Raw genomic sequence first — 22,001 nt, forward strand, 5'->3', positions numbered from 1 at the left:
CTCCGCCTCCCCGGAGCCGCGATCGGACACCCCGGGGAAGCGCCACCTAGGAGACATTCATGAAGATGCGATACACAGCATTGGCGGCGGCAGCGGCGATGCTCGCCATGCACGGCGCGTGGGCCGCAGAGGCCGATGCCAAGAAGTGGATTGACGGTGAGTTTCAGCCCTCGACCTTGAGCAAGGACCAGCAGGCGGCCGAGATGAAGTGGTTCATCGATGCCGCCAAGAAGCTGCAGGGCAAAGGGGTGAAGGAGATTGCCGTGGTGTCCGAAACCATCACCACGCACGAATACGAATCCAAGACGCTGGCCAAGGCGTTTGAAGAGATTACCGGCATCAAGGTCAAGCACGACCTGATCCAGGAAGGCGATGTGGTCGAGAAGCTGCAGACCTCGATGCAGTCGGGCAAGTCGATCTACGACGGCTGGATCAGTGATTCCGACCTGATCGGCACGCACTACCGCTACGGCAAGATGATGAACCTGACCGACTACATGGCAGGCGCGGGCAAGGAGTGGACCAATCCGGGCCTGGACATCAAGGACTTCATCGGCACCAAGTTCACCACCGCGCCCGACGGCAAGCTCTACCAGCTGCCCGACCAGCAGTTTGCCAACCTGTACTGGTTCCGCGCCGACCTGTTCGAGCGCAAGGACCTGAAGGACAAGTTCAAGGCCAAATACGGCTATGACCTGGGCGTGCCGCTGAACTGGAGCGCCTACGAAGACATTGCCGAGTTCTTTACCAACGATGTCAAGCAGATCGACGGCAAGCCCATCTATGGCCATATGGACTATGGCAAGAAGGACCCATCGCTCGGCTGGCGCTTTACCGATGCCTGGCTGTCGATGGCGGGCTCGGCCGATATCGGCAATCCCAACGGCATGCCGGTGGACGAATGGGGCATCCGCGTGGCTGATGACAAATGCACGCCGGTTGGTGCATCGGTATCGCGCGGCGGCGCCACCAACTCGCCTGCGGCCGTCTATGCGCTCACCAAGTACATCGACTGGATGAAGAAATACGCGCCCAAGGAAGCCATGGGAATGACCTTTGGCGAGGCCGGTCCCGTGCCCGCCCAGGGACAGATTGCGCAGCAGATCTTCTGGTACACCGCCTTTACCGCCGACATGACCAAGCCCGGCCTGCCCGTGGTGAATGCCGATGGCACCCCCAAGTGGCGCATGGCCCCCGGTCCGAACGGCCCCTATTGGAAGCAGGGCATGCAGAACGGCTACCAGGATGTGGGCTCGTGGTCTTTCTTCAATGGCCACGACGCCAACAAGACCGCCGCTGCCTGGCTGTACGCGCAGTTCGTGACCTCCAAGACCGTGTCGCTCAAGAAGACCATTGTCGGCCTCACGCCGATCCGTGAGTCGGACATCCAGTCCAAGGCGCTGACCGACATGGCACCCAAGCTCGGTGGCCTGGTGGAGTTTTACCGCAGCCCGGCCCGCGTGGCGTGGACGCCGACCGGCACCAACGTGCCCGATTACCCCAAGCTCGCGCAACTGTGGTGGAAGAACGTGGCCGAGGCTGTGACGGGTGAAAAGACGCCGCAGAAGGCCATGGACAACCTGGCGGATGAAATGGACAACGTGATGGCCCGCCTGCAACGCGCCGGCATGGCCCATTGCGCGCCCAAGCTCAACCCCAAGGGAGATCCCAACAAGTGGCTGAGCGATGCGCATGCGCCCTGGAAGAAACTGGCCAACGAAAAGCCCAAGGGGGAAACCATTGACTACAACAAGCTGCTGAGCGCCTGGAAGGAAGGCAAGGTGCGCTGACATGAGCTGCTGCTGACATCACCCTGCAAACCGGCAACTGCAGACTGGCTGCAGAGGCAAGACTTGACGCCCATGTCCCGGGGCGCAGGGGGTGTTGGTGGCGCTTGGGCCGCGCGGCAGCGAAGCGGAGCAAGGCCGCTGATGGATCCTTACCGCTGGCTGTAGACCGTACGGCACTGACGGCGCAATGTCAGAAACACAAAAACGATAGCTGTCAGCGCAAGGTAGTACACATTTTGGGCTATAAAAATATCTAAAACTCCATAAAAACAAGCGCAGACAGCTCTTCTTTTTATCAACCGCGACATCTGTCCTTGAATGCTTGTTTGAGGATGGTTTTGTTACGTTTGATCAAAATTTATCAAAAACGAATCATTGTTTCCGGCTAGATTGCATCAAAAACGAAAAAGAGCGAAAATTTAGGAAACGCAACGCGGGCATGCCGCCGTCTGATCACCAGTTTTCCTGTTCATGAATACCTCGACCTCTCCCCAAGCAACGGTTCGCGCTGAGCTACTCCAGCAGCTGGCGCAGACGCCTTCTTTTGACCTGGCCGTGGTAGGCGGAGGCGCAACCGGCCTGGGCGTGGCGCTGGATGCAGCGGCGCGCGGTTTCAAGGTGGTACTGCTGGAGGCCATGGACTTTGCCAAGGGCACATCCTCGCGTGCCACCAAACTGGTGCACGGCGGTGTGCGCTACCTGGCGCAAGGCAATATCGCACTGGTGCGTGAGGCGCTGCATGAGCGCACCACCTTGCTGCACAATGCGCCGCATATTGCACAGCCGCTTGCCTTCGTCATGCCTTCGTACCGGCTGCTGGACACGCCTTTCTACGGCATCGGCCTCAAGATGTATGACGCACTGGCGGGCAAGGCGGGGCTGGGCTCGACCCAGTTCCTGTCGGCTGGCGCTACCCGTGGCCTGCTGCCAACGGTACAGGGCAAGGGCCTCAAGGGGGGCGTCAAATACTGGGACGGTCAGTTCGACGATGCCCGCCTGGCACTGGCGCTGGCGCGCACGGCTGCGGCCAAGGGCGCGTTGCTGATCAATTACTGTCCGGTGACCGGGCTGGTGCAGGAAGGTGGCCGTGTCGTCGGCCTGGAATGCAAGGACGCGGAGACCGGCCTGGCATATACGGTGCGTGCACGCTGCGTGGTCAACGCCACCGGCCCCTGGGTGGATCAACTGCGCCAGGAAGACGCGCAGATGCTTGGCAAGCCAGTCAAAGCCATGGTCGCCCCCAGCCAGGGGGTGCACCTGGTGGTCGACCGTGAGTTCCTGCCCAGCGACCACGCGCTTCTGGTGCCCAAGACCGCCGACGGTCGGGTGCTTTTCGCCGTGCCGTGGCTGGGCAAGGTGATCCTGGGTACCACCGATACCCCACGCCATGACTTGGCGCGCGAGCCGGTGCCGTTTGACGAAGAAGTGAACTTCATCCTCAGTGAAGCGGGCAAATACCTCAGCCGCCAGCCTACGCTGGCCGACGTGCGCAGCATGTGGGCAGGCCTGCGTCCCCTCGCCAAGCCGCAGGATGACGACGGCGAAAACACCAAGGGCATCAGCCGTGAGCACACTGTGCTCACCAGCAAATCGGGCATGGTGACCGTGACAGGGGGCAAGTGGACCACCTACCGCGCCATGGCAGAAGACGTGCTCGAGGCCTGCTTCAATGCGGGGGAGCTGCCGCGCAAGCCTGGCGGGGTGACGGTGAACCTGCCGCTGGTGGGCTCGCCTGCCTCAGGCCGCTCGCAGCACAGCATGCACATGGGGCAGGGCATGCACTCCTATGGCAGCGAGGCAGAGGTCATCGAAGCTCTGCCGGGTGCATCCGTCTGGCTGGCTGATGGCCTGAGCGAAGCCATGGTGCGCTTTGCCGCGCGCCATGAGTACGCTCGCACTGTGGAAGATGTGCTGGCCCGCCGCAACCGGATGCTGTTTCTGGATGCGCGTCTGGCTGCCAAGCTGGCCCCTCGGGTGGCCGAAATCCTGCGCGAGGAATTGGGGTCAGATCCTGCGCTGGAGTCTTTTTTGGCATTGGCGCAACAGTACACAGGCAAAAAACTGGCGTAAAACCGCCAAAGCGGAACCGGACGGTGGTTACGCTATTGACAGAGGAGAGGCGCTCTGTCAGAATAATCAGCTTCGCGCGTAATTTGGCGACCATTTCTTGGTTTGACTGAATTCACGCGTGAGGTTTCTGCCCAGGAGAAGCATCGTAAATGGTTGCGGTGTGGACGACGGGCCCAAGACTGACTGGCTGCTTGGCTGTCCATGAGGATTAATTCTTATTGGGCTGTCCGGTCTGCTGGTGCAAGTTGGGAATATTGAAATGATCCAGACAGAATCTCGACTCGAGGTTGCCGACAATACCGGCGCGAAGTCTGTCCAGTGCATCAAAGTGCTGGGTGGCTCGCACCGTCGCTATGCGAGCGTTGGCGACATTATCAAGGTGAGCGTGAAAGAAGCTGCTCCACGTGGCCGCGTCAAAAAAGGCGAGGTCTACAGTGCTGTGGTGGTGCGTACCGCTAAGGGTATTCGCCGTGCTGACGGTTCGCTCGTCAAATTCGATGGCAACGCTGCAGTGTTGCTCAATGCAAAGCTGGAGCCTATCGGCACCCGTATCTTTGGCCCCGTGACGCGTGAACTGCGTACCGAGCGCTTCATGAAGATCGTGTCCCTGGCCCCTGAAGTTCTCTAAGGACAGCACCATGAACAAGATTCGCAAGGGCGACGAAGTGGTCGTGCTGACTGGGCGCGACAAGGGCAAGCGCGGCGTTGTGACGCTGCGCGCTGATGACTCCCACCTGGTGATCGAAGGCATCAACCTGGTGAAGAAGCACGTCAAGCCAAACCCCATGAAGGGCACCAACGGCGGTATCGTGGAAAAGGCCATGCCTATCCACCAATCGAACGTGGCGATCTTCAATGCGGCGACCGGCAAGGGTGACCGCGTGGGCATCAAGGTGAACGCTGACGGCGCACGTGTTCGCGTGTTCAAGTCCAATGGCGCTGAAATCAAGGCAGTCTAAGGAGTAAGACATGGCAAACGTTGCACGACTGCAAAAACAATACCGTGAGCAAATCGCTCCCGAACTGATGAAGAAGTTCGGCTACACCTCCCCAATGGAAGTGCCTCGCCTGACCAAGATCACCCTGAACATGGGTGTGAGCGAAGCCGTTTCCGACAAGAAGGTGATGGACAACGCCGTGGCTGACCTGACCAAGATTGCTGGTCAGAAGCCTGTGGTGACCAAGGCCAAGAAGGCTATCGCTGGTTTCAAGATCCGCGAAGGCCAGGCTATCGGCTGCATGGTGACCCTGCGTGGCGTTCAGATGTATGAGTTCCTGGACCGTTTCGTGACCGTGGCACTGCCTCGCGTGCGTGACTTCCGTGGTATCTCTGGCCGCGCTTTTGATGGCCGTGGTAACTACAACATCGGCGTCAAAGAACAGATCATCTTCCCTGAAATTGAGTACGACAAAGTCGACGCACTGCGTGGTCTCAACATCAGCATTACGACGACTGCGAAGAATGATGACGAAGCCAAGGCTTTGTTGCAGGCTTTCCGCTTCCCGTTCAAGAACTGAGGTGATGCATGGCTAAACAAGCACTGATCCAACGCGAACTGAAGCGTGAAAAGCTGGCTGCAAAGTACGCAGCCAAGTATGCAGAACTGAAGGCAATCGCCGGTGACAGCAAGCGCACCGACGAAGAGCGTGAAGCAGCCCGTCTGGGCCTGCAGAAGCTGCCTCGCAATGCAAACCCCAATCGTCAACGTGCACGTTGCGAAATCACGGGTCGTCCCCGTGGCACCTTCCGTCAATTCGGTCTGGGCCGCGCCAAGATTCGTGAACTGGCATTTGTCGGCGCCATCCCCGGCGTGACCAAGGCCAGCTGGTAAGCAGTCAGGAGATTAAACATGAGCATGAGTGATCCAATCGCTGACTTGCTGACCCGTATCCGCAACGCCCAAATGGTGTCCAAGGCCACCGTGTCGGTGCCATCTTCCAAAGTGAAGGTTGCCATCGCCCAGGTGCTGAAGGAAGAGGGTTACATCGACGGCTTCGAAGTGAAGACCGAAGATGGCAAGTCTGAACTCGCAATTACCTTGAAGTACTACGCCGGTCGCCCTGTGATCGAGCGTATCGAGCGCGTGAGCCGTCCTGGCCTGCGTGTGTACAAGGGCCGCAATGCAATTCCTCAAGTCCAAAACGGCTTGGGCGTTGCTATCGTTACCACTCCCAAGGGCGTGATGACGGATCGCAAGGCGCGCGCTACCGGTGTCGGCGGCGAAGTGCTTTGCTATGTGGCTTAACCCGTGGCATTGAAGGAGAAATACTGAAATGTCCCGCGTAGCAAAAATGCCTGTGAGCATCCCCCAAGGTGTGGATGTCTCCATCAAGGAAGACCAAATCAGCGTGAAGGGCGCCGGCGGTACGCTGGCTCTGACCCCTAACGCCCTGGTCAAGGTGACCAATAGCGAAGGTAAGCTGGCTTTCGAGCCAGTGAACGACTCCCGCGAAGCCAACGCCATGAGCGGCACCATGCGTCAGCTGGTGAACAACATGGTGGTTGGTGTGAGCAAGGGCTTCGAAAAGAAGCTGTCTCTCGTCGGCGTGGGTTACAAGGCTGCAGCCTCTGGCAGCAAGCTGAACCTGAGCGTTGGTTTCTCCCACCCAGTCAACTTTGAAATGCCTGCTGGCATCACCGTTGCCACCCCTACCCCTACGGAAGTGGTGATCAAGGGTGCTGACCGCCAACGTGTTGGTCAGCTGGCAGCAGAGATTCGTGCCGTTCGTCCTCCCGAGCCTTACAAGGGCAAGGGCATCCGTTATTCGGATGAGAAGGTCACGATCAAAGAGACTAAGAAGAAATAAGGAGCTGCATGATGTTCAACAAGAAAGAGCAGCGTCTTCGTCGTTCCCTGCAGACCCGCATCCGCATTGCCAACCAAGGCGTTGCGCGTTTGACGGTGAACCGTACGAACCTCCATATCTATGCCACGATCATTTCCGGCGACGGCACCAAGGTAATCGCTACTGCATCGACGGCCGAAGCCGAAGTGCGCAGCAACCTGGGCGCTTCCGGCAAGGGTGGCAACACCGCAGCAGCGACTCTCATCGGCAAGCGCATCGCTGAAAAGGCGAAGGCAGCTGGCGTTGAAAAGGTTGCTTTCGACCGTGCAGGTTTTGCATACCACGGCCGCGTGAAGGCTCTGGCTGATGCAGCCCGCGAAGCCGGCCTGCAGTTCTAAGCGGAGTGGATAGAAATGGCTAAATTTTCCCCCAAAGTGCAAGACGAAGGTCGTGACGACGGTTTGCGCGAAAAAATGATCGCGGTGAACCGCGTCACCAAGGTTGTGAAGGGTGGTCGTATTCTCGGCTTCGCTGCACTGACCGTGGTTGGCGACGGTGACGGCCGCGTTGGCATGGGCAAGGGCAAGTCCAAGGAAGTGCCTGCTGCCGTGCAGAAGGCTATGGAAGAAGCCCGTCGCAACATGATCAAGGTGTCGCTCAAGAACGGCACCCTGCATCACACCGTGATGGGTCACCATGGCGCTGCCAACGTGATGTTGGCTCCTGCTCCCAAGGGTACCGGTATCATTGCCGGCGGCCCAATGCGCGCCGTTTTCGAAGTCCTGGGCATCACCGATATCGTGGCCAAGAGCCATGGTTCGTCGAATCCCTACAACATGGTTCGCGCCACTTTCGACGCTTTGAACAATTCCACGACCCCTTCGGAAGTGGCAGCAAAGCGTGGCAAGTCGGTTGAAGACCTGTTCGCCTGATCGGAGTCGTCACTATGACAACGCAACAAACTGTGAAGGTCCAACTGGTGCGTAGCCCGATTGGTACCAAGCAAGACCACCGCGCCACCGTGCGTGGTCTGGGTCTGCGCAAGCTGAACAGCATCAGCGAACTGAAGGACACCCCCGAAGTGCGCGGCATGATTAACAAGATCGCCTACCTGGTGAAGGTTCTCTGAAAGGATTGATGATGGAACTCAATAGCATCAAGCCTGCAGCAGGTGCCAAGCACGCCAAGCGTCGTGTGGGCCGTGGTATCGGTTCGGGTCTGGGTAAGACCGCCGGCCGTGGCCACAAGGGTCAGAAGTCGCGTTCGGGTGGCTACCACAAGGTAGGCTTCGAAGGCGGTCAAATGCCTCTGCAGCGTCGTTTGCCAAAGCGCGGTTTCAAGTCGACCACGCTGAAGTTCAACGCCGAAGTGTCGCTGGCTGCTCTGGAGCGCCTGGGCGCCGCAGAAGTGGATCTGGCAGTGCTGAAGCAAGCTGGCCTGGTTGGTCAGCTGGCCAAGGTCGTGAAGGTGATCAAGGCTGGTGAACTCACCAAGGCCGTGAAGCTCAATGGCATCGGTGCCACCGCTGGTGCCAAGGCTGCGATCGAAGCCGCTGGCGGCAGCATCGCCTAACCTTTTCTGAAAGAAATCATCAGTGGCTACGAACACCGCAACCATTGCAAAGACCGGTAAGTACGGCGATTTGCGTCGTCGTTTGGTTTTTCTGTTGCTGGCGCTGATCGTCTACCGCATCGGGGCTCATATCCCGGTGCCTGGTATCGATCCAAACCAGTTGCAGCAGCTGTTCAATAGCCAACAGGGTGGCATTCTCAATCTGTTCAACATGTTCTCGGGCGGAGCGCTCTCGCGCTTCACCGTGTTTGCACTGGGGATCATGCCGTACATCTCGGCATCGATCATCATGCAATTGATGACTTATGTCGTCCCGACATTCGAGCAGATGAAGAAAGAGGGCGAAGCCGGCCGTCGCAAGATCACCCAGTACACCCGCTATGGTGCACTGGCCCTTGCATTGTTCCAGTCACTCGGCATTGCCGTTGCACTGGAAGGCACTGCCGGTTTGGTTCTCAGCCCTGGATTCGGGTTCCGTCTTACTGCTGTGGTCAGCCTGACTGCCGGTACGATGTTCCTGATGTGGTTGGGTGAGCAGATCACAGAGCGTGGTTTGGGCAACGGGATCTCGATCCTGATCTTCGCTGGTATTGCTGCGGGTCTCCCCAGCTCCATCGGCGGTTTGCTCGAATTGGTGCGCACTGGTGCGATGAGCATCATTGCCGCGATCTTCATCGTCCTCGTGGTGGCAGCCGTGACGTACTTCGTCGTGTTTGTCGAACGCGGTCAACGCAAGATCCTGGTGAATTACGCGCGCCGTCAGGTTGGAAACAAGGTGTATGGTGGCCAGTCGTCGCACTTGCCGCTGAAGCTGAACATGGCAGGTGTGATTCCTCCCATCTTCGCTTCGTCGATCATCTTGCTGCCTGCTACGGTTGTGAACTGGTTCAGCGCTGGCGAATCGATGCGTTGGCTCAAGGACATTGCTGGGACGTTGACTCCTGGTCAACCTATCTATGTGATGCTCTACGCCGCAGCGATCATCTTTTTCTGCTTCTTCTATACGGCTCTGGTTTTCAACAGCCGCGAAACGGCCGATAACCTGAAGAAGAGTGGTGCCTTTATTCCCGGTATTCGACCAGGGGATCAGACAGCACGCTATATTGATAAGATTTTGGTGCGTTTGACACTTGCAGGGGCGATCTACATCACCTTTGTGTGTCTGCTGCCAGAGTTCTTGATCCTGAAGTACAACGTTCCGTTCTATTTCGGTGGCACTTCCTTGTTGATCATCGTGGTGGTGACTATGGACTTTATGGCCCAGGTACAAAACTACATGATGTCTCAGCAGTATGAGTCGCTTCTGAAGAAGGCGAACTTCAAGGCCTCAGCCAAAAACTGAGATCGACAGGAAAGTGTGCCCTCCAGTCTGTTCGGGCTAAAAATTTGAAATGCCGTCACAGACTGGAGCGGATGGAAGTTTTAGGAGAATGAAATGAGAGTTTCAGCTTCGGTAAAGAAGATTTGCCGTAACTGCAAGATCATCCGTCGCAAGGGTGTCGTACGCGTGATCTGCACCGACCAGCGCCACAAGCAGCGCCAAGGTTGATTGAAAGACTAGAGGACGCAAATGGCACGTATTGCTGGTATTAACATTCCTCCGCACCAACATGCGGAGATCGGCCTGACCGCTATCTATGGCATCGGTCGTACCACGGCTCGCAAGATCTGCGAAACCACGGGTATCGACTACGCCAAGAAAGTAAAGGATTTCACGGACGCTGATCTGGAAAAGATCCGTGACGCGATTGCTCACCTGACCCTGGAAGGTGACCTGCGTCGTGAAACCACGATGAACATCAAGCGTTTGATGGACATCGGCTGCTACCGCGGTTTCCGTCATCGTCGTGGTCTGCCCATGCGTGGTCAACGTACCCGCACCAATGCCCGTACCCGCAAGGGTCCGCGCAAGGGCGCAGCGGCTTTGAAGAAATAAGAGATTGAAGGTACACAATGGCTAAGTCTCCTGCAAACAACGCAGCTGCTCGTGTACGTAAGAAAGTTCGCAAGAACATTTCTGACGGTATTGCACACGTTCACGCTTCGTTCAACAACACCATCATCACGATCACCGACCGCCAAGGCAATGCTCTGTCTTGGGCTTCGTCCGGTGGCCAGGGTTTCAAGGGCTCGCGCAAGTCGACGCCTTTTGCTGCCCAGGTTGCTTCCGAAGTGGCCGGCCGTGCTGCCATGGAACAAGGTATCAAGAACCTGGACGTCGAGATCAAGGGCCCAGGCCCAGGTCGTGAATCCTCGGTTCGCGCCTTGGGTGCGTTGGGCATCCGCATCACGTCGATCTCCGATGTGACGCCAGTGCCTCACAACGGCTGCCGCCCTCAAAAGCGTCGTCGTATCTAATTCACCATAAGCCCACCGCCGCCAGTGCATGGTGCTCTGGCGGCTCCCGCATTTATGCGGTAGCTGAAAAAAGGATATTCAAGTGGCACGTTTTATTGGCCCTAAGGGCAAACTTTCCCGCCGCGAAGGCGTAGACCTGTTCCTCAAGAGCGCACGTCGCTCGATTGCGGACAAAGTCAAGCTGGACACCAAGCCAGGCCAACATGGCCGCACTTCGGGTGCCCGCACTTCCGACTACGGTCTGCAACTGCGCGAAAAGCAGAAGGTCAAGCGCATGTACGGCGTGCTGGAAAAGCAATTCCGCCGCTACTTCGCTGAAGCCGATCGTCGCCGTGGCAACACCGGCGCCAATCTGCTGAGCCTGCTGGAAAGCCGTTTGGACAACGTGGTGTACCGCATGGGCTTCGGTTCGACCCGTGCTGAAGCGCGTCAGCTGGTGTCGCACAAGGCAATCACCGTGAACGGCCAATCCGTCAACATCTCTTCCTACCTGGTCAAGGAAGGCGATGTGGTTGCCGTGCGCGAAAAGTCCAAGAAGCAAGCCCGCATCGTGGAAGCTCTGCAACTGGCTGGTCAAGTGGGTTTCCCTGCTTGGGTGGAAGTGTCGGCAGACAAGGCTGAAGGCGTCTTCAAGAAGGCTCCTGACCGCGACGAATTCGGCGCTGACATCAACGAATCGCTGATCGTCGAACTGTATTCCCGTTAATTTCGACGGTCGGTTTTCGACTGCAGAAGTATCCGTCCCAGAACCGCGAGGCATCGCGGTTCTGGTGCTTCACCAGCCTTACCGGTGTAACGAGCCGGGGGTATTGAGAGGAAGTTTGCATGCAAACCAATTTGCTGAAACCCAAGACAATCAACGTAGAACAGCTGGGCCACAATCGTGCCGAGGTGGAGCTGGAGCCGTTCGAGCGTGGTTATGGCCACACTCTGGGCAATGCCCTGCGCCGTGTTCTGTTGTCGTCCATGGTGGGTTATGCAGCGACGGAAGTAACCATTGCAGGCGTGCTGCACGAATACTCGTCCATCGATGGCGTCCAGGAAGATGTGGTCAACATCTTGCTGAACCTCAAGGGCGTGGTCTTCAAGCTGCACAACCGTGATGAAGTCACCCTGAGCCTGCGCAAGGATGGCGAAGGTGTGGTGACGGCCGCTGATATCCAGACGCCGCACGACGTTGAAATCATCAACCCTGATCACATCATTGCCAACCTGTCGCAAGGCGGCAAGCTGGACATGCAGATCAAGGTGGAAAAGGGCCGTGGCTATGTGCCCGGTAACGTCCGCCGCTACGGCGACGAGTCGACCAAGTCGATCGGCCGCATCGTGCTGGACGCATCGTTCTCGCCTATCAAGCGCGTGAGCTACACGGTGGAATCCGCTCGTGTGGAACAGCGTACCGATCTGGACAAGCTGGTTCTCGAGATCGAAACCAACGGCGCCATTGCTGCAGAAGATGCAGTGCGCTCGTCGGCCAAGATTCTGGTGGAGCAGCTGGCTGTGTTTGCCCAACTGGAAGGTGGCGCGCTCGACGTGTTCGATCAACCTGGTGGCCAGGCACGCAACAACGCCACGTTCGATCCGATCCTGCTGCGTCCTGTGGATGAGCTGGAGCTGACCGTGCGTTCTGCCAACTGCCTGAAGGCTGAGAACATCTACTACATCGGTGATCTGATCCAGCGCACCGAGAACGAGTTGCTCAAGACGCCTAACCTGGGTCGCAAGTCGCTCAACGAGATCAAGGAAGTCCTGGCTTCCCGTGGTCTGACGCTGGGCATGAAGCTTGAAAACTGGCCACCTGCCGGTCTGGAAAAGCGTTAAGTTATAATGGCGGGCTTCCCGTTTCGGGAAAGCCCATTTGTAGTGCGTCAGACAGTACCTGATACGGCTGTTTGATTGAATCAATGATTTAAAAGGAAAAGCACCATGCGTCACGGACACGGCCTCCGTAAACTGAACCGCACCTCGTCTCACCGTAAGGCGATGCTGCAAAACATGATGAATTCGCTCATCGAGCACGAAGCCATCAAGACCACTGTGCCCAAGGCCAAGGAACTGCGCAAGGTGATCGAGCCCATGATCACCCTGGCCAAGGTGGACACCGTTGCCAACCGTCGTCTGGCGTTTGACCGTCTGCGTGACCGCGACAGCGTCACCAAGCTGTTCAACGTGCTGGGTCCTCGCTCGGCCAACCGTCCTGGCGGTTACACCCGTATCCTGAAGATGGGTTACCGTGTGGGCGACAACGCTCCTATGGCGTTTGTCGAGCTGGTGGACCGCGCTGAAGAAGCCGGTGAAGCCGCTGCTGAATAAGCTTTCGCAATTTTTGCAAAGCTGATGAAAGAGCCCACTTCGGTGGGCTTTTTCTTTTTTTGATGTCTATATGTGGGTGGCGCCGCGGCTTTCGTGACCTGCAGGACGACGGACTCCTGCTTGCTGCTGCTTGGGCCGAGGCTTCGCATGCTGCAGTGCAAAATATTTCCAAAATATGGCAATGGACTTCATATCAAGGAAATCCCTGGGTTATAATTGCGGTGCGCGATGGAGCAGTCTGGTAGCTCGTTGGGCTCATAACCCAAAGGTCGGAGGTTCAAATCCTTCTCGCGCAACCAGAACACCAAAAGCCAGCTTTTCAGCTGGCTTTTTTGTTGTTGCTGCAAGCAGTTCGCCCTCTCTGCAGGCGGTTCGTCATTCCAGCCGGACCTGTCATGGACGCGCTATCAAAGTTGCAGCTGCGAAAATAATCAGGAAAAGCGCAAGACTCCAGAAATGCCACCCCATATCGCGCTATAATTGCGGTGCGCGATGGAGCAGTCTGGTAGCTCGTTGGGCTCATAACCCAAAGGTCGGAGGTTCAAATCCTTCTCGCGCAACCAGAACATCAAAAACCAGCTTTCCAGCTGGCTTTTTTGTGCCCGCCATTCAGCAGAGCGCTGGGCACATTGGCAGGCTGAGTTGCTGCCAATGTCATACCGCCGTCAGTTGGCATACAGCTGCTTCAGTGACCGGAAGCCCTTGACCTCAATCGGGTTGCCTGAAGGGTCGTAGAAGAACATCGTCCACTGCTCGCCCGGCTGTCCTTCGAAGCGCACCTGGGGCTCCAGCACGAATCGGGTATGCGCATCACGCAGGCGCTGCGCCAATTGCTGCCAATCCTGCAACTCCAGCACCAGACCAAAATGCGGCATGGGCACCAGGTGATCGCCCACATGGCCGGTGTTGGTGGTCTCGAACGGCTTGCCGAGATGGCATGAGATCTGATGGCCGAAAAAATCGAAATCCACCCATGTATCGGTACTGCGGCCCTCGGTGCAGCCCAGAGTGGCGCCGTAGAACTGTCGTGCGGCATTCAGATCGTGGACGTGGAAGGCAAGGTGAAAGAGGCTTTGCATAGAGGGAAACCTGGATGGAGAAGCGGATAGCCAGCGGTCGGCCGATCGGATAAGCTGCCACAACGCCTTGGGCGGAAACAGCGGCAACAACAGGAGGCTATTTTCATGGCGACGAGCAGCGATTCATTCAATCCTTTTGCACCCGGCTTTGATTTTTTGCAGAAACTGGCCCAGGGCGGAGTGGCAAGCAGCGCCTCGGCATTTCCCCAATGGAGTGACTGGGTGGCCCCGACCATGAGCGTGGACGACCTCGAAAAGCGCATTGGCGAGCTCAAAACCGTGTTGTTTTGGCTGGAGCAGAACCAGCGTGCCCTGGCGGCCACGATCCAGGCGATGGAAGTGCAGAAGATGACACTTTCTGCACTCCAGACGATGAACGTTCCGGTGGAGAACTGGGCCACTTCGGTGGTGCAGAACTGGCAGCAGTTCGCCAACGGCTCGGGCGCGGAGGCTGCGACGGCCGGGCAGAAGGGCGCCGCACCAAAGGCGCCTGCCGCACAGGAGGCTCCGCCACCCGCTGCAAAGTCGCCTGTGGCCGCAAGCGCGCCCCCCGATGCATCCACCAAAAAGGATGGCCCGGGCACGACTGCCAATGCTTCTGGTGGTACAGGTGCAGATCCCCTGCAGTGGTGGAGCGCCCTGACCCAGCAGTTTCAGCACATCGCGCAGCAGGCTGTGCAGGATGTGACCCAGCACGCCATGCAGCATGCAGCCACCACGCAGGAAGCGGCCGCCACGGCGATGGAGGCGATGGGTGCGACAGGTGGTGCAGCCAAGGCGAAGGCCAAGGCCAAGGGCCCCGTTGCCAGGAAGCCGGCAGGCAAGGCTGTAGCGCCACGGGCTCCCGCCAAGCGCGCTGCGGCCAAGAAACCGGTGTCCGGCCGAAAATAGGCGCCGGTCTGCTCTGCGAGGAGGCCACGGCCGCAATTCCGGTTTGCAGCGACCCCGAAGCGGTCATGGCTGACACCGTCATGGTGGCGGCCGGACCGTAGAATGATCCGCATGAAACGGTTTCCCTATGGTCACGCCACCCACCCCGATTGGCGCATGGCCGTCTCGCTGGTGGTGGCGCAGATACGCGGTCGCATGGCGCAAAGCGGCTATGCCCGCAATCCCAGCCTGGGGATTGCATATTTCAGTGACGCCTTTGCCAGCCACGCCGAGGCGTTGCTCGAAGCCTTGCAGGATGAATTCCCCGAAGTGAGCGACTGGTCAGGCGCCGTGGGGGCTGGCGTCATGGCGACGCGTGCGGAATACCTGACAGAGCCTGCACTGGCCGTGATGCTGCTGGATCTACCGCGCCACGCGTATCGGGTGTTTTCCGGCATTGCGCCCTTGCGCTCGGAGGGGGGCGTTCCTCACGGCGCTTCTGCCGCGCTTTTCAGCACGTGGCAACAGGCGCTGGTACATGCAGATGCCAATCTGCCTGATTTGCCAGATCTGCTGCAGGAACTGGCTGCCCGCACCGGGGCTGGTCAATTGCTGGGCGGGTTGTGCTCCGGCTCGGCGCCCCCCTTGCAACTGGCGTGGAGCAAAGCGCTGGAGCCCCGGCACAGCGGCGTGTTTCATGGCGGGATATCGGGCCTTGCCTTCGGTGCAGATGCAGCGGCCCTGCAGTCCGTGACCCAGGGCTGCCAGCCAATCGGCGGGCGGATGCGCATCACTGCCTTGCAGGACAATGTGCTGCTGTCGCTGGATGGGCGCCCGGCGCTGGAGGTGCTGGAGGAGATCATGCTGGTGCGCATGGACACCCATCCGGAGCTGGCGACGCGCAAGATGCGCAACATGCAGGTGGCCCTGGAGAATATTGACCACCCTCAAAGCGTGTACGAAGGACAACTGCCACCGCAGGCACGCGTCTGTTCACTGCTGGGCGTGGATACACGCCGGGGTGGGATCGTACTGCCCGAATCGGCGCTGGAGCAGAAGTATCTGCGCTTTTGCCAGCGCAATTGGACCGCCGCCCGCGCCGACCTGTTGCGCATGTGTGCCGAACTGCGTGAATCGCTGGCGCCCGCCAATGGCCAGCCGCTGCTGGCGGGCGGCTCACAGCTTGCTGTTGAGGCAGAAGGCGTGCCGGAGGCGGTACAGGAGCGCGCCATTGCCGGCGCCATCTATATCAGTTGCACGGGCCGCGGCGGTAGCTATTTTGGCGCGGAGAACGGCGAACTGGAGCTGCTGCACCATGTGCTGGGCGATATTCCGCTGATCGGCTTTTTCAGCCAGGGCGAAATCGCGGGCCAGCAACTGCATCGCTACAGTGGTGCGTTGCTGGTGTTCACGCAAGAAGTTTAGTAAAAATGCCTGCTGACGCTTGAAGGAAAAGCGCAAGCAGCTATCGTTTTTGAAGATGGGGCTTGCAGAGGCGACAGCGCAAGACTCACCGTTCGCCGCCGGTTCCGGTGCGGCGCATGGCGGTGAACACTGACAGCTCCCACCCACGCATCGCCAGCAGCAGGGTATAGCCTTCGCGCTCCTTCTCAGACAGGCGCTGGTCAGTCAAATGCTGCTGGGCAAAGTCCTGCGCCACCCGTTGCAGCCGCTCCAGAAAAGCAGGGGCCAGGGTGCGGCTGATCGAGCCGTGCACCAGCATCAGGCCTTCGCCCGCCTTGTCGAAGGTACCAGAGTAGTAATCGTGCAGCGCGTTCTCGCGGAAGTACTCCATCACCGGGCCATGCGGGCGCCAACGGAAGGTCTTGGCCAGCTTGAGGCGGTAGCGGTTCATTGGCCGCAGCTCGATGATGCCGATGCGGTCCAGCTGTGCCAGGTACTTGATGCCTTCGGCCTCGGTCAGGCGGTAGGTGGCCAGCACCTGCTCCAGCGTCCACTGGCTGAGCACGCAGATGGCCATCAGCAACAGCTTCTTGTCGGCAATCACCGCCTGCTCTTGCTGCTGCGTCAGCTCCTTGATCAGCGGCTGGTTGTCGGCTACCCGGCGCGCCAGGTCGGCAAAGTCCAGCCGCAGTACATGGCAGATGGCATCGATGCGCGACAGCGGCATATCGCCCTTGGCCAGCATGCGCTTGACGCTCGACTCCGCCATGCCCAGCGCGTCGGCCAGGTCGGCATAGGTCATCTGTGCGGCTTTGAGTTCTTTCTTGAGGGCGGTGACCAGGTCAGCAGTGGTGCTCATGGATTTTGCGAAATAGTATCGAAAATTGCTACTCTGGGCGCCATCATAGGCGATCACTGCATGAATTCGAGACGCCGTGATGGCACCTCGCCACAGTGGCGGCCATGACCGATACATCCATGCCTTCACCCCTCTTGTATCGCGTGACACCTGCCGAATGGCTGTTGTACGCGAGCTACGCCGCTTTGCTGGCGCTGGCCTGCCTGGGCCCTTATGTGCCACAAGCTGCGCATTACCATGATTTTGCGGACCAGCGCGCGCTATGGGGCGTGCGCAACGCGCTGGACGTGCTCAGCAATTTGCCGTTTGCGCTCATTGGTGCCCTGGGCCTGTGGCGCGGCGTGTGGCAGGCGCCGGCTGCGGTGCGTGCCGGCAGCGCGCCCCCCTGGCTGGCCCTGGTGTTTGGCGGCCTGCTGCTCACTGCGGCTGGCTCCAGCTATTACCACCTGATGCCTGATGACTGGCGCGTGTTCTGGGATCGCCTGGGCATGGTGCCCGTGTTTGCCGGTGTGCTGGCCCTGGCGCTGCAGTCGGTGCTTTCACGGCGTGCGGCCGTGGTGACGGCCGTGCTGGTGTTGGCGCTTGGGCCGCTGTCGCTGTGGATATGGCTGCAAACCGGCCAGTTGCTGCCCTGGGCGGTGCTGCAGGGAGCAGGCATGGTGCTGCTGCTGGCGGTGGCGCTGTGGCAACGTTTCTCTGCCGTCAATGCGCGGGCCGCTGAAGGGCAATTGTTGTGGCCATGGGGGGCTGTTGTGGCCTGGTATGCGCTGGCCAAGGTGCTGGAGTTGGGCGATTCCTTTGTCTGGAGCATCAGCCACCATTGGGTGGGCGGCCATGCGTTGAAGCATGTGGCGGCAGCGCTGGCACTGGTGCCGCTTTTGATAATGGTGCGGCGTGTGCGCAACGCAGAGCGCCTGCCTGCGTCTGCCGCAGGCACAATCAGGCCCACGCTGGTGCAAGGGCCTCAGCCATGATCAAAACCACCAGCCAGGAGACCCCGGAAATGAGCCGTCAGGAAACAAGCGCCGCTGCGGATGCGCCCACCCACCCCAATCAGTTTGCCTTGTTGGGCCAACGCCGCTTTGCGCCATTTTTCTGGACCCAGTTTGCCGGCGCGGCCAATGACAACCTGTTCAAGTTCGCCTTCACGGTGATGGTCACCTACCAGTTGCAGGTGGCATGGATGCCACCCTCCATGGCGGGCCTGGTGATTGGCGCCTTGTTCATTTTGCCGTTTTTGTTGCTGTCGGCCACCTCGGGGCAGCTCACCGACAAGTTTCCCAAGCACCGGATGATCCGCTTTGTGAAGGATCTGGAAATCGGCATCATGCTGATTGCAGGTATCGGCTTCTGGATCGAGAGCCCGGTGATCCTGCTGGCCTGCGTGTTCCTGATGGGGGTGCATTCCACCTTGTTCGGCCCGGTCAAATACGCCTACCTGCCCCAGGTGCTGCGCGATGACGAGTTGACGGGCGGCAATGGCATGGTCGAGATGGGCACCTTTGTCGCCATTTTGCTGGGCAATGTGGTGGGCGGTCTGCTGGTGGCGCTGCCGCAGATCGGGCATGCATCGGTCGCTGTTGCCTGCATCGCCTTGGCGCTGGTGGGCCGTCTGATGGCCCAGGGCGTGCCGGTGGCCGCCGCCACCGATCCGGGCCTGCAGATCAACTGGAACCCGCTGACCGAGACCTGGCGCAATCTCAAACTGGCCAAGAGCAATGTCGTGGTGTTCCGCTCGCTGCTGGGCATCAGCTGGATGTGGTTCTTCGGTGCCGTGTTCCTGAGCCAATTTCCCAGTTTTGCCAAGGAAGTGCTGCACGGCAACGAACATGTGGCATCGCTGCTGCTGGTGGTGTTTTCCATCGGCATCGGCATCGGTTCTCTGCTGTGCGAGGTGATGTCGCGCCGCCAGGTGGAAATCGGCCTCGTGCCCATGGGGGCCATCGGCATGAGCGTATTTGCAATCGACCTCTACTTTGCTTCGCGCAGCCTGCCCGCGGCGCCGCTGATGGATGTGGGGGCTTTCATCTCGCAGCCAGCCCATTGGCGGGTGATGGCCGATCTGCTGCTGCTGTCGCTGTTTGCGGGTCTCTACAGTGTTCCCATGTATGCGCTCATCCAGATGCGCAGCCAGCCTACGCACCGTGCCCGCATCATCGCGGCCAACAATATTCTCAATGCGCTGTTCATGATTGCCAGCTCCGTCAGCGCGGGTGCATTGCTGGGTGCGGGTTTCAGCGTGCCACAGATATTTTTGATGACGGGCATCGCCAATGCCATCGTGGCGGGCTATATCTTCTTCCTGGTGCCGGAATACCTGCTGCGCTGCGTGGCCTGGGTGGCCACGCACCTGGTCTACCGGTTCAGGGTGGCGGGCGCGCACCACATTCCCACGGACGGGCCGGCGCTGCTCACCTGCAACCATGTGAGCTTTGTGGACCCGATCCTGCTGATGGCAGCGAGCCCGCGTCCCATCCATTTCGTGATGGATTACCGCATCTTCCGCACTCCGCTGCTGGGCTGGTTGTTCCGCCTGTGCAAGGCCATTCCGATTGCGCCGCAGAAGGAGGACCCCGCCGTGTACGAAGCAGCCTTTGCCCGCGCCGCCCAGGTGCTGCGTGAAGGCGACCTGTTGGCTATCTTCCCCGAAGGGGCGATTACCCGTGACGGCCAGTTGCAGGAGTTCAAGGGCGGCATGATGAAGATTCTGGAGCAGGCGAAGGCCGATGGCCTGCAGGTTCCGGTGGTGCCGATGGCGCTGTCGAATCTGTGGGGTTCGTACTTCAGCCGGGTGGAGCCGAAGGGCGCCATGACCCGGCCTTTCCGCCGTGGCCTGTTCAACCGGGTGACGCTGCGCGTCGGCGAGCCCTTGCCGCCCGAGCAGTGCCAGCCAGCGCGTCTGCAGGAGCGCGTGCGAAGCCTGCTGGACCAATGAGCGCCGGCGCGGCTGCCTTGACCGATGCGCAGGCCGCCGAGCGCATCCTGCAGTTTCTGCGGCAGATCGGTCTGGAGGTACGCGAGGAGCTTCTGCCCGGCGACTGCTTTCTGCCAGGCATTCGCATTGTGCAAGGCGGGCTGGTGGTGGATCGGCTGCAACTGCGCTGGCCTGGTGACCTGTTGCACGAAGCGGGGCATCTGGCGGTGGTGCCTGCCGCCTTGCGGCCTCGTATGGACGACGCCCTGGCGCAGCTACCCGTCATCGAGCATGGCGGAGAGATCGAGGCCACCGCGTGGGCCTGGGCGGCACTCACGCACCTTCAACTGCCGTCACAGGTGCTGTTCCATGAAGGCGGTTACCGTGGCCATGCCGCTGGCCTGCGCATCAATTTTGAGATGGGTATCTATCTAGGGGCATCGGGCCTTGTGCATGCGGGTCTCGCCTGGTTGCCGGGCCCGGATCTGGCGGTTGGTGCACCCATTTATCCGCGTCTGCGGCAATGGCTCAGGGACTGATGCTGCTTTGGGATAATGGGCCCATCTGCAACGCAGCCCGCCGAGGCGCTTCAATGCCTGGCTGCTGCTAGAAGGAATGGAGAAGATTTTGATCGCTCGCTTTGCAAAAGGCACTGCTGCGCTGCTGGCGTTTGCGGCGCTGGCAGCCTGTACCAGCACGTCCGGCCTCAAGCCTCTGGAGGACCCCAACGAGAAAAAGCAGGAGTCGTACGCCACCACATACAAGGGCCCGCGCAGCCCGGCTTCGGCCTACTGCGTGCAGATGGGGGGCTCCCTGGTCGACACCCCCAAGGGCAAGAACACCTTGTGCCGCTGGCCGGATGGCAAGGAAATGGACCCGTGGGATCTGTTCTGGCGCGACAACCCGCTGAATTGAGCTTGCTGCAAATCCCAGGCTCGCTGCAGCTAGCCTGGATTCGGGGTGCTCAACGATATAAAAATAATAGCTGCCAGCGCTGAATGGTAAAGCGCTGGCAGCTATTTTTTTTGAAAAGGGCTTGCCCGGGCCTATGCAACGCCCTTGGCCTTGAACCAGTCCTGCATGCGCTTCCAGCCGTCTTCTGCAGCGTCCTTGCGGTAGCTGGGGCGGTAGTCGGCGTGGAAGGCGTGGCCAGCGTCAGGGTAGATGTGGAAGCTGGAGGCTCCAGCAGCAGCGTTGCCTGCGCTGGCGGCTTTTTGCAGGTCCTGCTTCATCACATCGACGGAATCCAGCGGAATGCCCTGGTCCTTGCCGCCGTATAGGCCGAGCACGGGTGCCTTCAGATCGGCCGCAATATCGGTCGGGTGCTTGGGCTGCAGGCTGCCTGCGGTGCCTTCCAGGCGGCCATACCAGGCCACACCGGCTTTCACCTTGCCGGTGGCCGCATACAGCCAGGTGATACGGCCACCCCAGCAAAATCCGGTGATGCCCGCGCGGCTTACATCGCCGCCATTGGCAGCGGCCCATTCCAGCGCGCCATCCAGGTCTTTCATCACCTGCGCGTCGGGCACCTTGCTGACCAATTCGGCCTGCAACTGGCTGATTTCGGTGTACTTGCGCGGGTCGCCCTGCCGGGCAAACAGTTCGGGGGCAATGGCCAGATACCCCAGCTTGGCCAGACGCCTGCAGGTGTCGGCAATGTAATCATGCACGCCAAAGATTTCCTGGATGACAAGGATCACCGGCAGGCTGGTTTTGCCCTCGGGCGCCGCACGGTACGCGCTGACCTGAAAGCCATCGACCGTGTACTGGATGGTGCCCGCCGTCAGGCCTGCATCGGATGTCTTGATGGCCGTTTGTGCCATGACAGGCGCAGCGGCTGCGGCGTAACCCACGCCCAGTGCCATCTGCAGCGCGCTGCGGCGTGTGCTGCCTGCCGCAGTCGCGCGGCCGGGCAGGAGGGAGTCGAAATCGGCATTGGGAGAATGGGGCATGGGAATTCCTTTTCTGCGGATTGCAGTCCCATT

General features: G+C 59.6%; 28 protein-coding genes and 2 tRNA genes. 27 read left to right on the forward strand and 3 right to left on the reverse strand.

All coding sequences use genetic code 11. The features are described 5' to 3' along the window. The first annotated feature begins 59 nt into the window (after positions 1 to 59). The 21 genes from ABIE32_RS03515 (at position 60) to ABIE32_RS03615 (ending at position 13,453) form a co-directional block, all read left to right on the forward strand. On the forward strand, positions 60 to 1,790 hold the full coding sequence (locus ABIE32_RS03515) for an ABC transporter substrate-binding protein (protein WP_224152939.1): 1,731 nt from the start codon (positions 60 to 62) through the stop codon (positions 1,788 to 1,790). 471 nt (positions 1,791 to 2,261) lie between these two features. Beyond that, entirely contained in the window at positions 2,262 to 3,860 is a 1,599-nt protein-coding gene (locus ABIE32_RS03520) for an FAD-dependent oxidoreductase (protein ID WP_429013991.1), read from the forward strand. A gap of 259 nt (positions 3,861 to 4,119) precedes the next feature. After that, positions 4,120 to 4,488: a 50S ribosomal protein L14 gene (gene rplN, locus ABIE32_RS03525; protein ID WP_184705451.1), complete on the forward strand. Its 369-nt coding sequence runs from the start codon at positions 4,120 to 4,122 to the stop codon at positions 4,486 to 4,488. Between the two features lie 10 nt (positions 4,489 to 4,498). Continuing rightward, positions 4,499 to 4,819, forward strand: a complete 321-nt coding sequence (gene rplX, locus ABIE32_RS03530) for a 50S ribosomal protein L24 (RefSeq protein ID WP_429013994.1) — start codon at positions 4,499 to 4,501, stop codon at positions 4,817 to 4,819. A gap of 10 nt (positions 4,820 to 4,829) precedes the next feature. Continuing rightward, a complete protein-coding gene (gene rplE, locus ABIE32_RS03535; protein WP_184705455.1) occupies positions 4,830 to 5,378 on the forward strand; it encodes a 50S ribosomal protein L5 in 549 nt (182 codons plus the stop codon). Positions 5,379 to 5,386: 8 nt separating this feature from the next. Beyond that, a complete protein-coding gene (gene rpsN / locus ABIE32_RS03540; protein ID WP_184705457.1) occupies positions 5,387 to 5,692 on the forward strand; it encodes a 30S ribosomal protein S14 in 306 nt (101 codons plus the stop codon). Between the two features lie 18 nt (positions 5,693 to 5,710). Beyond that, positions 5,711 to 6,106 carry a 30S ribosomal protein S8 gene (gene rpsH / locus ABIE32_RS03545; protein WP_224152943.1) on the forward strand — a complete coding sequence of 132 codons (396 nt, stop codon included), beginning with the start codon at positions 5,711 to 5,713 and terminating at the stop codon, positions 6,104 to 6,106. Between the two features lie 28 nt (positions 6,107 to 6,134). Further along, a complete protein-coding gene (rplF, locus tag ABIE32_RS03550) occupies positions 6,135 to 6,668 on the forward strand; it encodes a 50S ribosomal protein L6 (RefSeq protein ID WP_429013998.1) in 534 nt (177 codons plus the stop codon). 11 nt (positions 6,669 to 6,679) lie between these two features. Then, positions 6,680 to 7,045, forward strand: coding sequence for a 50S ribosomal protein L18 (rplR, locus tag ABIE32_RS03555; RefSeq protein WP_184705463.1), 366 nt, complete (start codon positions 6,680 to 6,682; stop codon positions 7,043 to 7,045). Between the two features lie 15 nt (positions 7,046 to 7,060). Then, positions 7,061 to 7,579 (forward strand): 30S ribosomal protein S5, encoded by a 519-nt coding sequence (gene rpsE, locus ABIE32_RS03560; protein ID WP_224152946.1) that lies wholly within the window; start codon positions 7,061 to 7,063, stop codon positions 7,577 to 7,579. Between the two features lie 14 nt (positions 7,580 to 7,593). Then, on the forward strand, positions 7,594 to 7,776 hold the full coding sequence (gene rpmD / locus ABIE32_RS03565; RefSeq protein ID WP_066475638.1) for a 50S ribosomal protein L30: 183 nt from the start codon (positions 7,594 to 7,596) through the stop codon (positions 7,774 to 7,776). Between the two features lie 11 nt (positions 7,777 to 7,787). Continuing rightward, the gene (gene rplO / locus ABIE32_RS03570; protein ID WP_184705467.1) at positions 7,788 to 8,219 is read left to right on the forward strand and encodes a 50S ribosomal protein L15; all 432 of its coding nucleotides are present in this window, start codon (positions 7,788 to 7,790) and stop codon (positions 8,217 to 8,219) included. 22 nt (positions 8,220 to 8,241) lie between these two features. Next, complete coding sequence (gene secY / locus ABIE32_RS03575) at positions 8,242 to 9,561, forward strand: preprotein translocase subunit SecY (RefSeq protein ID WP_184705469.1); 1,320 nt, start codon at positions 8,242 to 8,244, stop codon at positions 9,559 to 9,561. A gap of 93 nt (positions 9,562 to 9,654) precedes the next feature. Continuing rightward, positions 9,655 to 9,768 (forward strand): 50S ribosomal protein L36, encoded by a 114-nt coding sequence (rpmJ, locus tag ABIE32_RS03580; protein WP_003050535.1) that lies wholly within the window; start codon positions 9,655 to 9,657, stop codon positions 9,766 to 9,768. 21 nt (positions 9,769 to 9,789) lie between these two features. Continuing rightward, entirely contained in the window at positions 9,790 to 10,155 is a 366-nt protein-coding gene (gene rpsM / locus ABIE32_RS03585) for a 30S ribosomal protein S13 (RefSeq protein WP_184705471.1), read from the forward strand. A 17-nt stretch (positions 10,156 to 10,172) separates the two neighbouring features. After that, entirely contained in the window at positions 10,173 to 10,577 is a 405-nt protein-coding gene (gene rpsK / locus ABIE32_RS03590) for a 30S ribosomal protein S11 (protein WP_054257670.1), read from the forward strand. Between the two features lie 82 nt (positions 10,578 to 10,659). Next, entirely contained in the window at positions 10,660 to 11,283 is a 624-nt protein-coding gene (gene rpsD / locus ABIE32_RS03595; protein WP_224152948.1) for a 30S ribosomal protein S4, read from the forward strand. Positions 11,284 to 11,402: 119 nt separating this feature from the next. Further along, positions 11,403 to 12,398, forward strand: a complete 996-nt coding sequence (locus ABIE32_RS03600) for a DNA-directed RNA polymerase subunit alpha (RefSeq protein WP_224152950.1) — start codon at positions 11,403 to 11,405, stop codon at positions 12,396 to 12,398. Positions 12,399 to 12,503: 105 nt separating this feature from the next. Beyond that, positions 12,504 to 12,890: a 50S ribosomal protein L17 gene (gene rplQ, locus ABIE32_RS03605; protein ID WP_224152952.1), complete on the forward strand. Its 387-nt coding sequence runs from the start codon at positions 12,504 to 12,506 to the stop codon at positions 12,888 to 12,890. A 222-nt stretch (positions 12,891 to 13,112) separates the two neighbouring features. Continuing rightward, positions 13,113 to 13,189: transfer RNA gene (locus tag ABIE32_RS03610), tRNA-Met, on the forward strand. A gap of 187 nt (positions 13,190 to 13,376) precedes the next feature. Then, a tRNA-Met gene (locus tag ABIE32_RS03615) sits at positions 13,377 to 13,453 on the forward strand. A 102-nt stretch (positions 13,454 to 13,555) separates the two neighbouring features. Here the strand turns inward: ABIE32_RS03615 and ABIE32_RS03620 are convergent. Beyond that, a complete protein-coding gene (locus ABIE32_RS03620; protein WP_429014005.1) occupies positions 13,556 to 13,969 on the reverse strand; it encodes a VOC family protein in 414 nt (137 codons plus the stop codon). 105 nt (positions 13,970 to 14,074) lie between these two features. On the opposite strand from ABIE32_RS03620, the gene ABIE32_RS03625 reads away from it, so the two are divergent. Further along, positions 14,075 to 14,860, forward strand: coding sequence for a PhaM family polyhydroxyalkanoate granule multifunctional regulatory protein (locus ABIE32_RS03625; RefSeq protein WP_429014008.1), 786 nt, complete (start codon positions 14,075 to 14,077; stop codon positions 14,858 to 14,860). Positions 14,861 to 14,971: 111 nt separating this feature from the next. Further along, the gene (locus ABIE32_RS03630) at positions 14,972 to 16,264 is read left to right on the forward strand and encodes an FIST signal transduction protein (protein WP_429014011.1); all 1,293 of its coding nucleotides are present in this window, start codon (positions 14,972 to 14,974) and stop codon (positions 16,262 to 16,264) included. A gap of 85 nt (positions 16,265 to 16,349) precedes the next feature. Here ABIE32_RS03630 and ABIE32_RS03635 read toward each other — a convergent pair whose 3' ends face one another. Next, positions 16,350 to 17,102: a helix-turn-helix domain-containing protein gene (locus ABIE32_RS03635; RefSeq protein WP_184705485.1), complete on the reverse strand. Its 753-nt coding sequence runs from the start codon at positions 17,100 to 17,102 to the stop codon at positions 16,350 to 16,352. Positions 17,103 to 17,206: 104 nt separating this feature from the next. Between ABIE32_RS03635 and ABIE32_RS03640 the strand changes: the two genes are divergently transcribed. From ABIE32_RS03640 to ABIE32_RS03655, 4 genes are all read left to right on the forward strand, one after another. Further along, positions 17,207 to 18,076: a hypothetical protein gene (locus ABIE32_RS03640; protein WP_429014014.1), complete on the forward strand. Its 870-nt coding sequence runs from the start codon at positions 17,207 to 17,209 to the stop codon at positions 18,074 to 18,076. A gap of 29 nt (positions 18,077 to 18,105) precedes the next feature. Further along, a complete protein-coding gene (locus ABIE32_RS03645) occupies positions 18,106 to 20,037 on the forward strand; it encodes an MFS transporter (RefSeq protein WP_429014266.1) in 1,932 nt (643 codons plus the stop codon). Then, entirely contained in the window at positions 20,034 to 20,555 is a 522-nt protein-coding gene (locus ABIE32_RS03650) for a hypothetical protein (protein WP_429014016.1), read from the forward strand. Before ABIE32_RS03645 ends, ABIE32_RS03650 begins: the two co-directional genes overlap by 4 nt. A gap of 88 nt (positions 20,556 to 20,643) precedes the next feature. Beyond that, a complete protein-coding gene (locus ABIE32_RS03655; RefSeq protein ID WP_224152958.1) occupies positions 20,644 to 20,931 on the forward strand; it encodes a DUF333 domain-containing protein in 288 nt (95 codons plus the stop codon). Positions 20,932 to 21,062: 131 nt separating this feature from the next. On the opposite strand, the gene ABIE32_RS03660 is transcribed toward ABIE32_RS03655, so the two are convergent. Next, on the reverse strand, positions 21,063 to 21,968 hold the full coding sequence (locus ABIE32_RS03660) for a dienelactone hydrolase family protein (RefSeq protein WP_429014018.1): 906 nt from the start codon (positions 21,966 to 21,968) through the stop codon (positions 21,063 to 21,065). Positions 21,969 to 22,001: the final 33 nt, after the last annotated feature.

The organism is Comamonas sp. 4034, from assembly GCF_050434545.1.
In the GTDB taxonomy this organism is placed as follows: Bacteria; Pseudomonadota; Gammaproteobacteria; order Burkholderiales; family Burkholderiaceae_C; genus Comamonas; species Comamonas odontotermitis.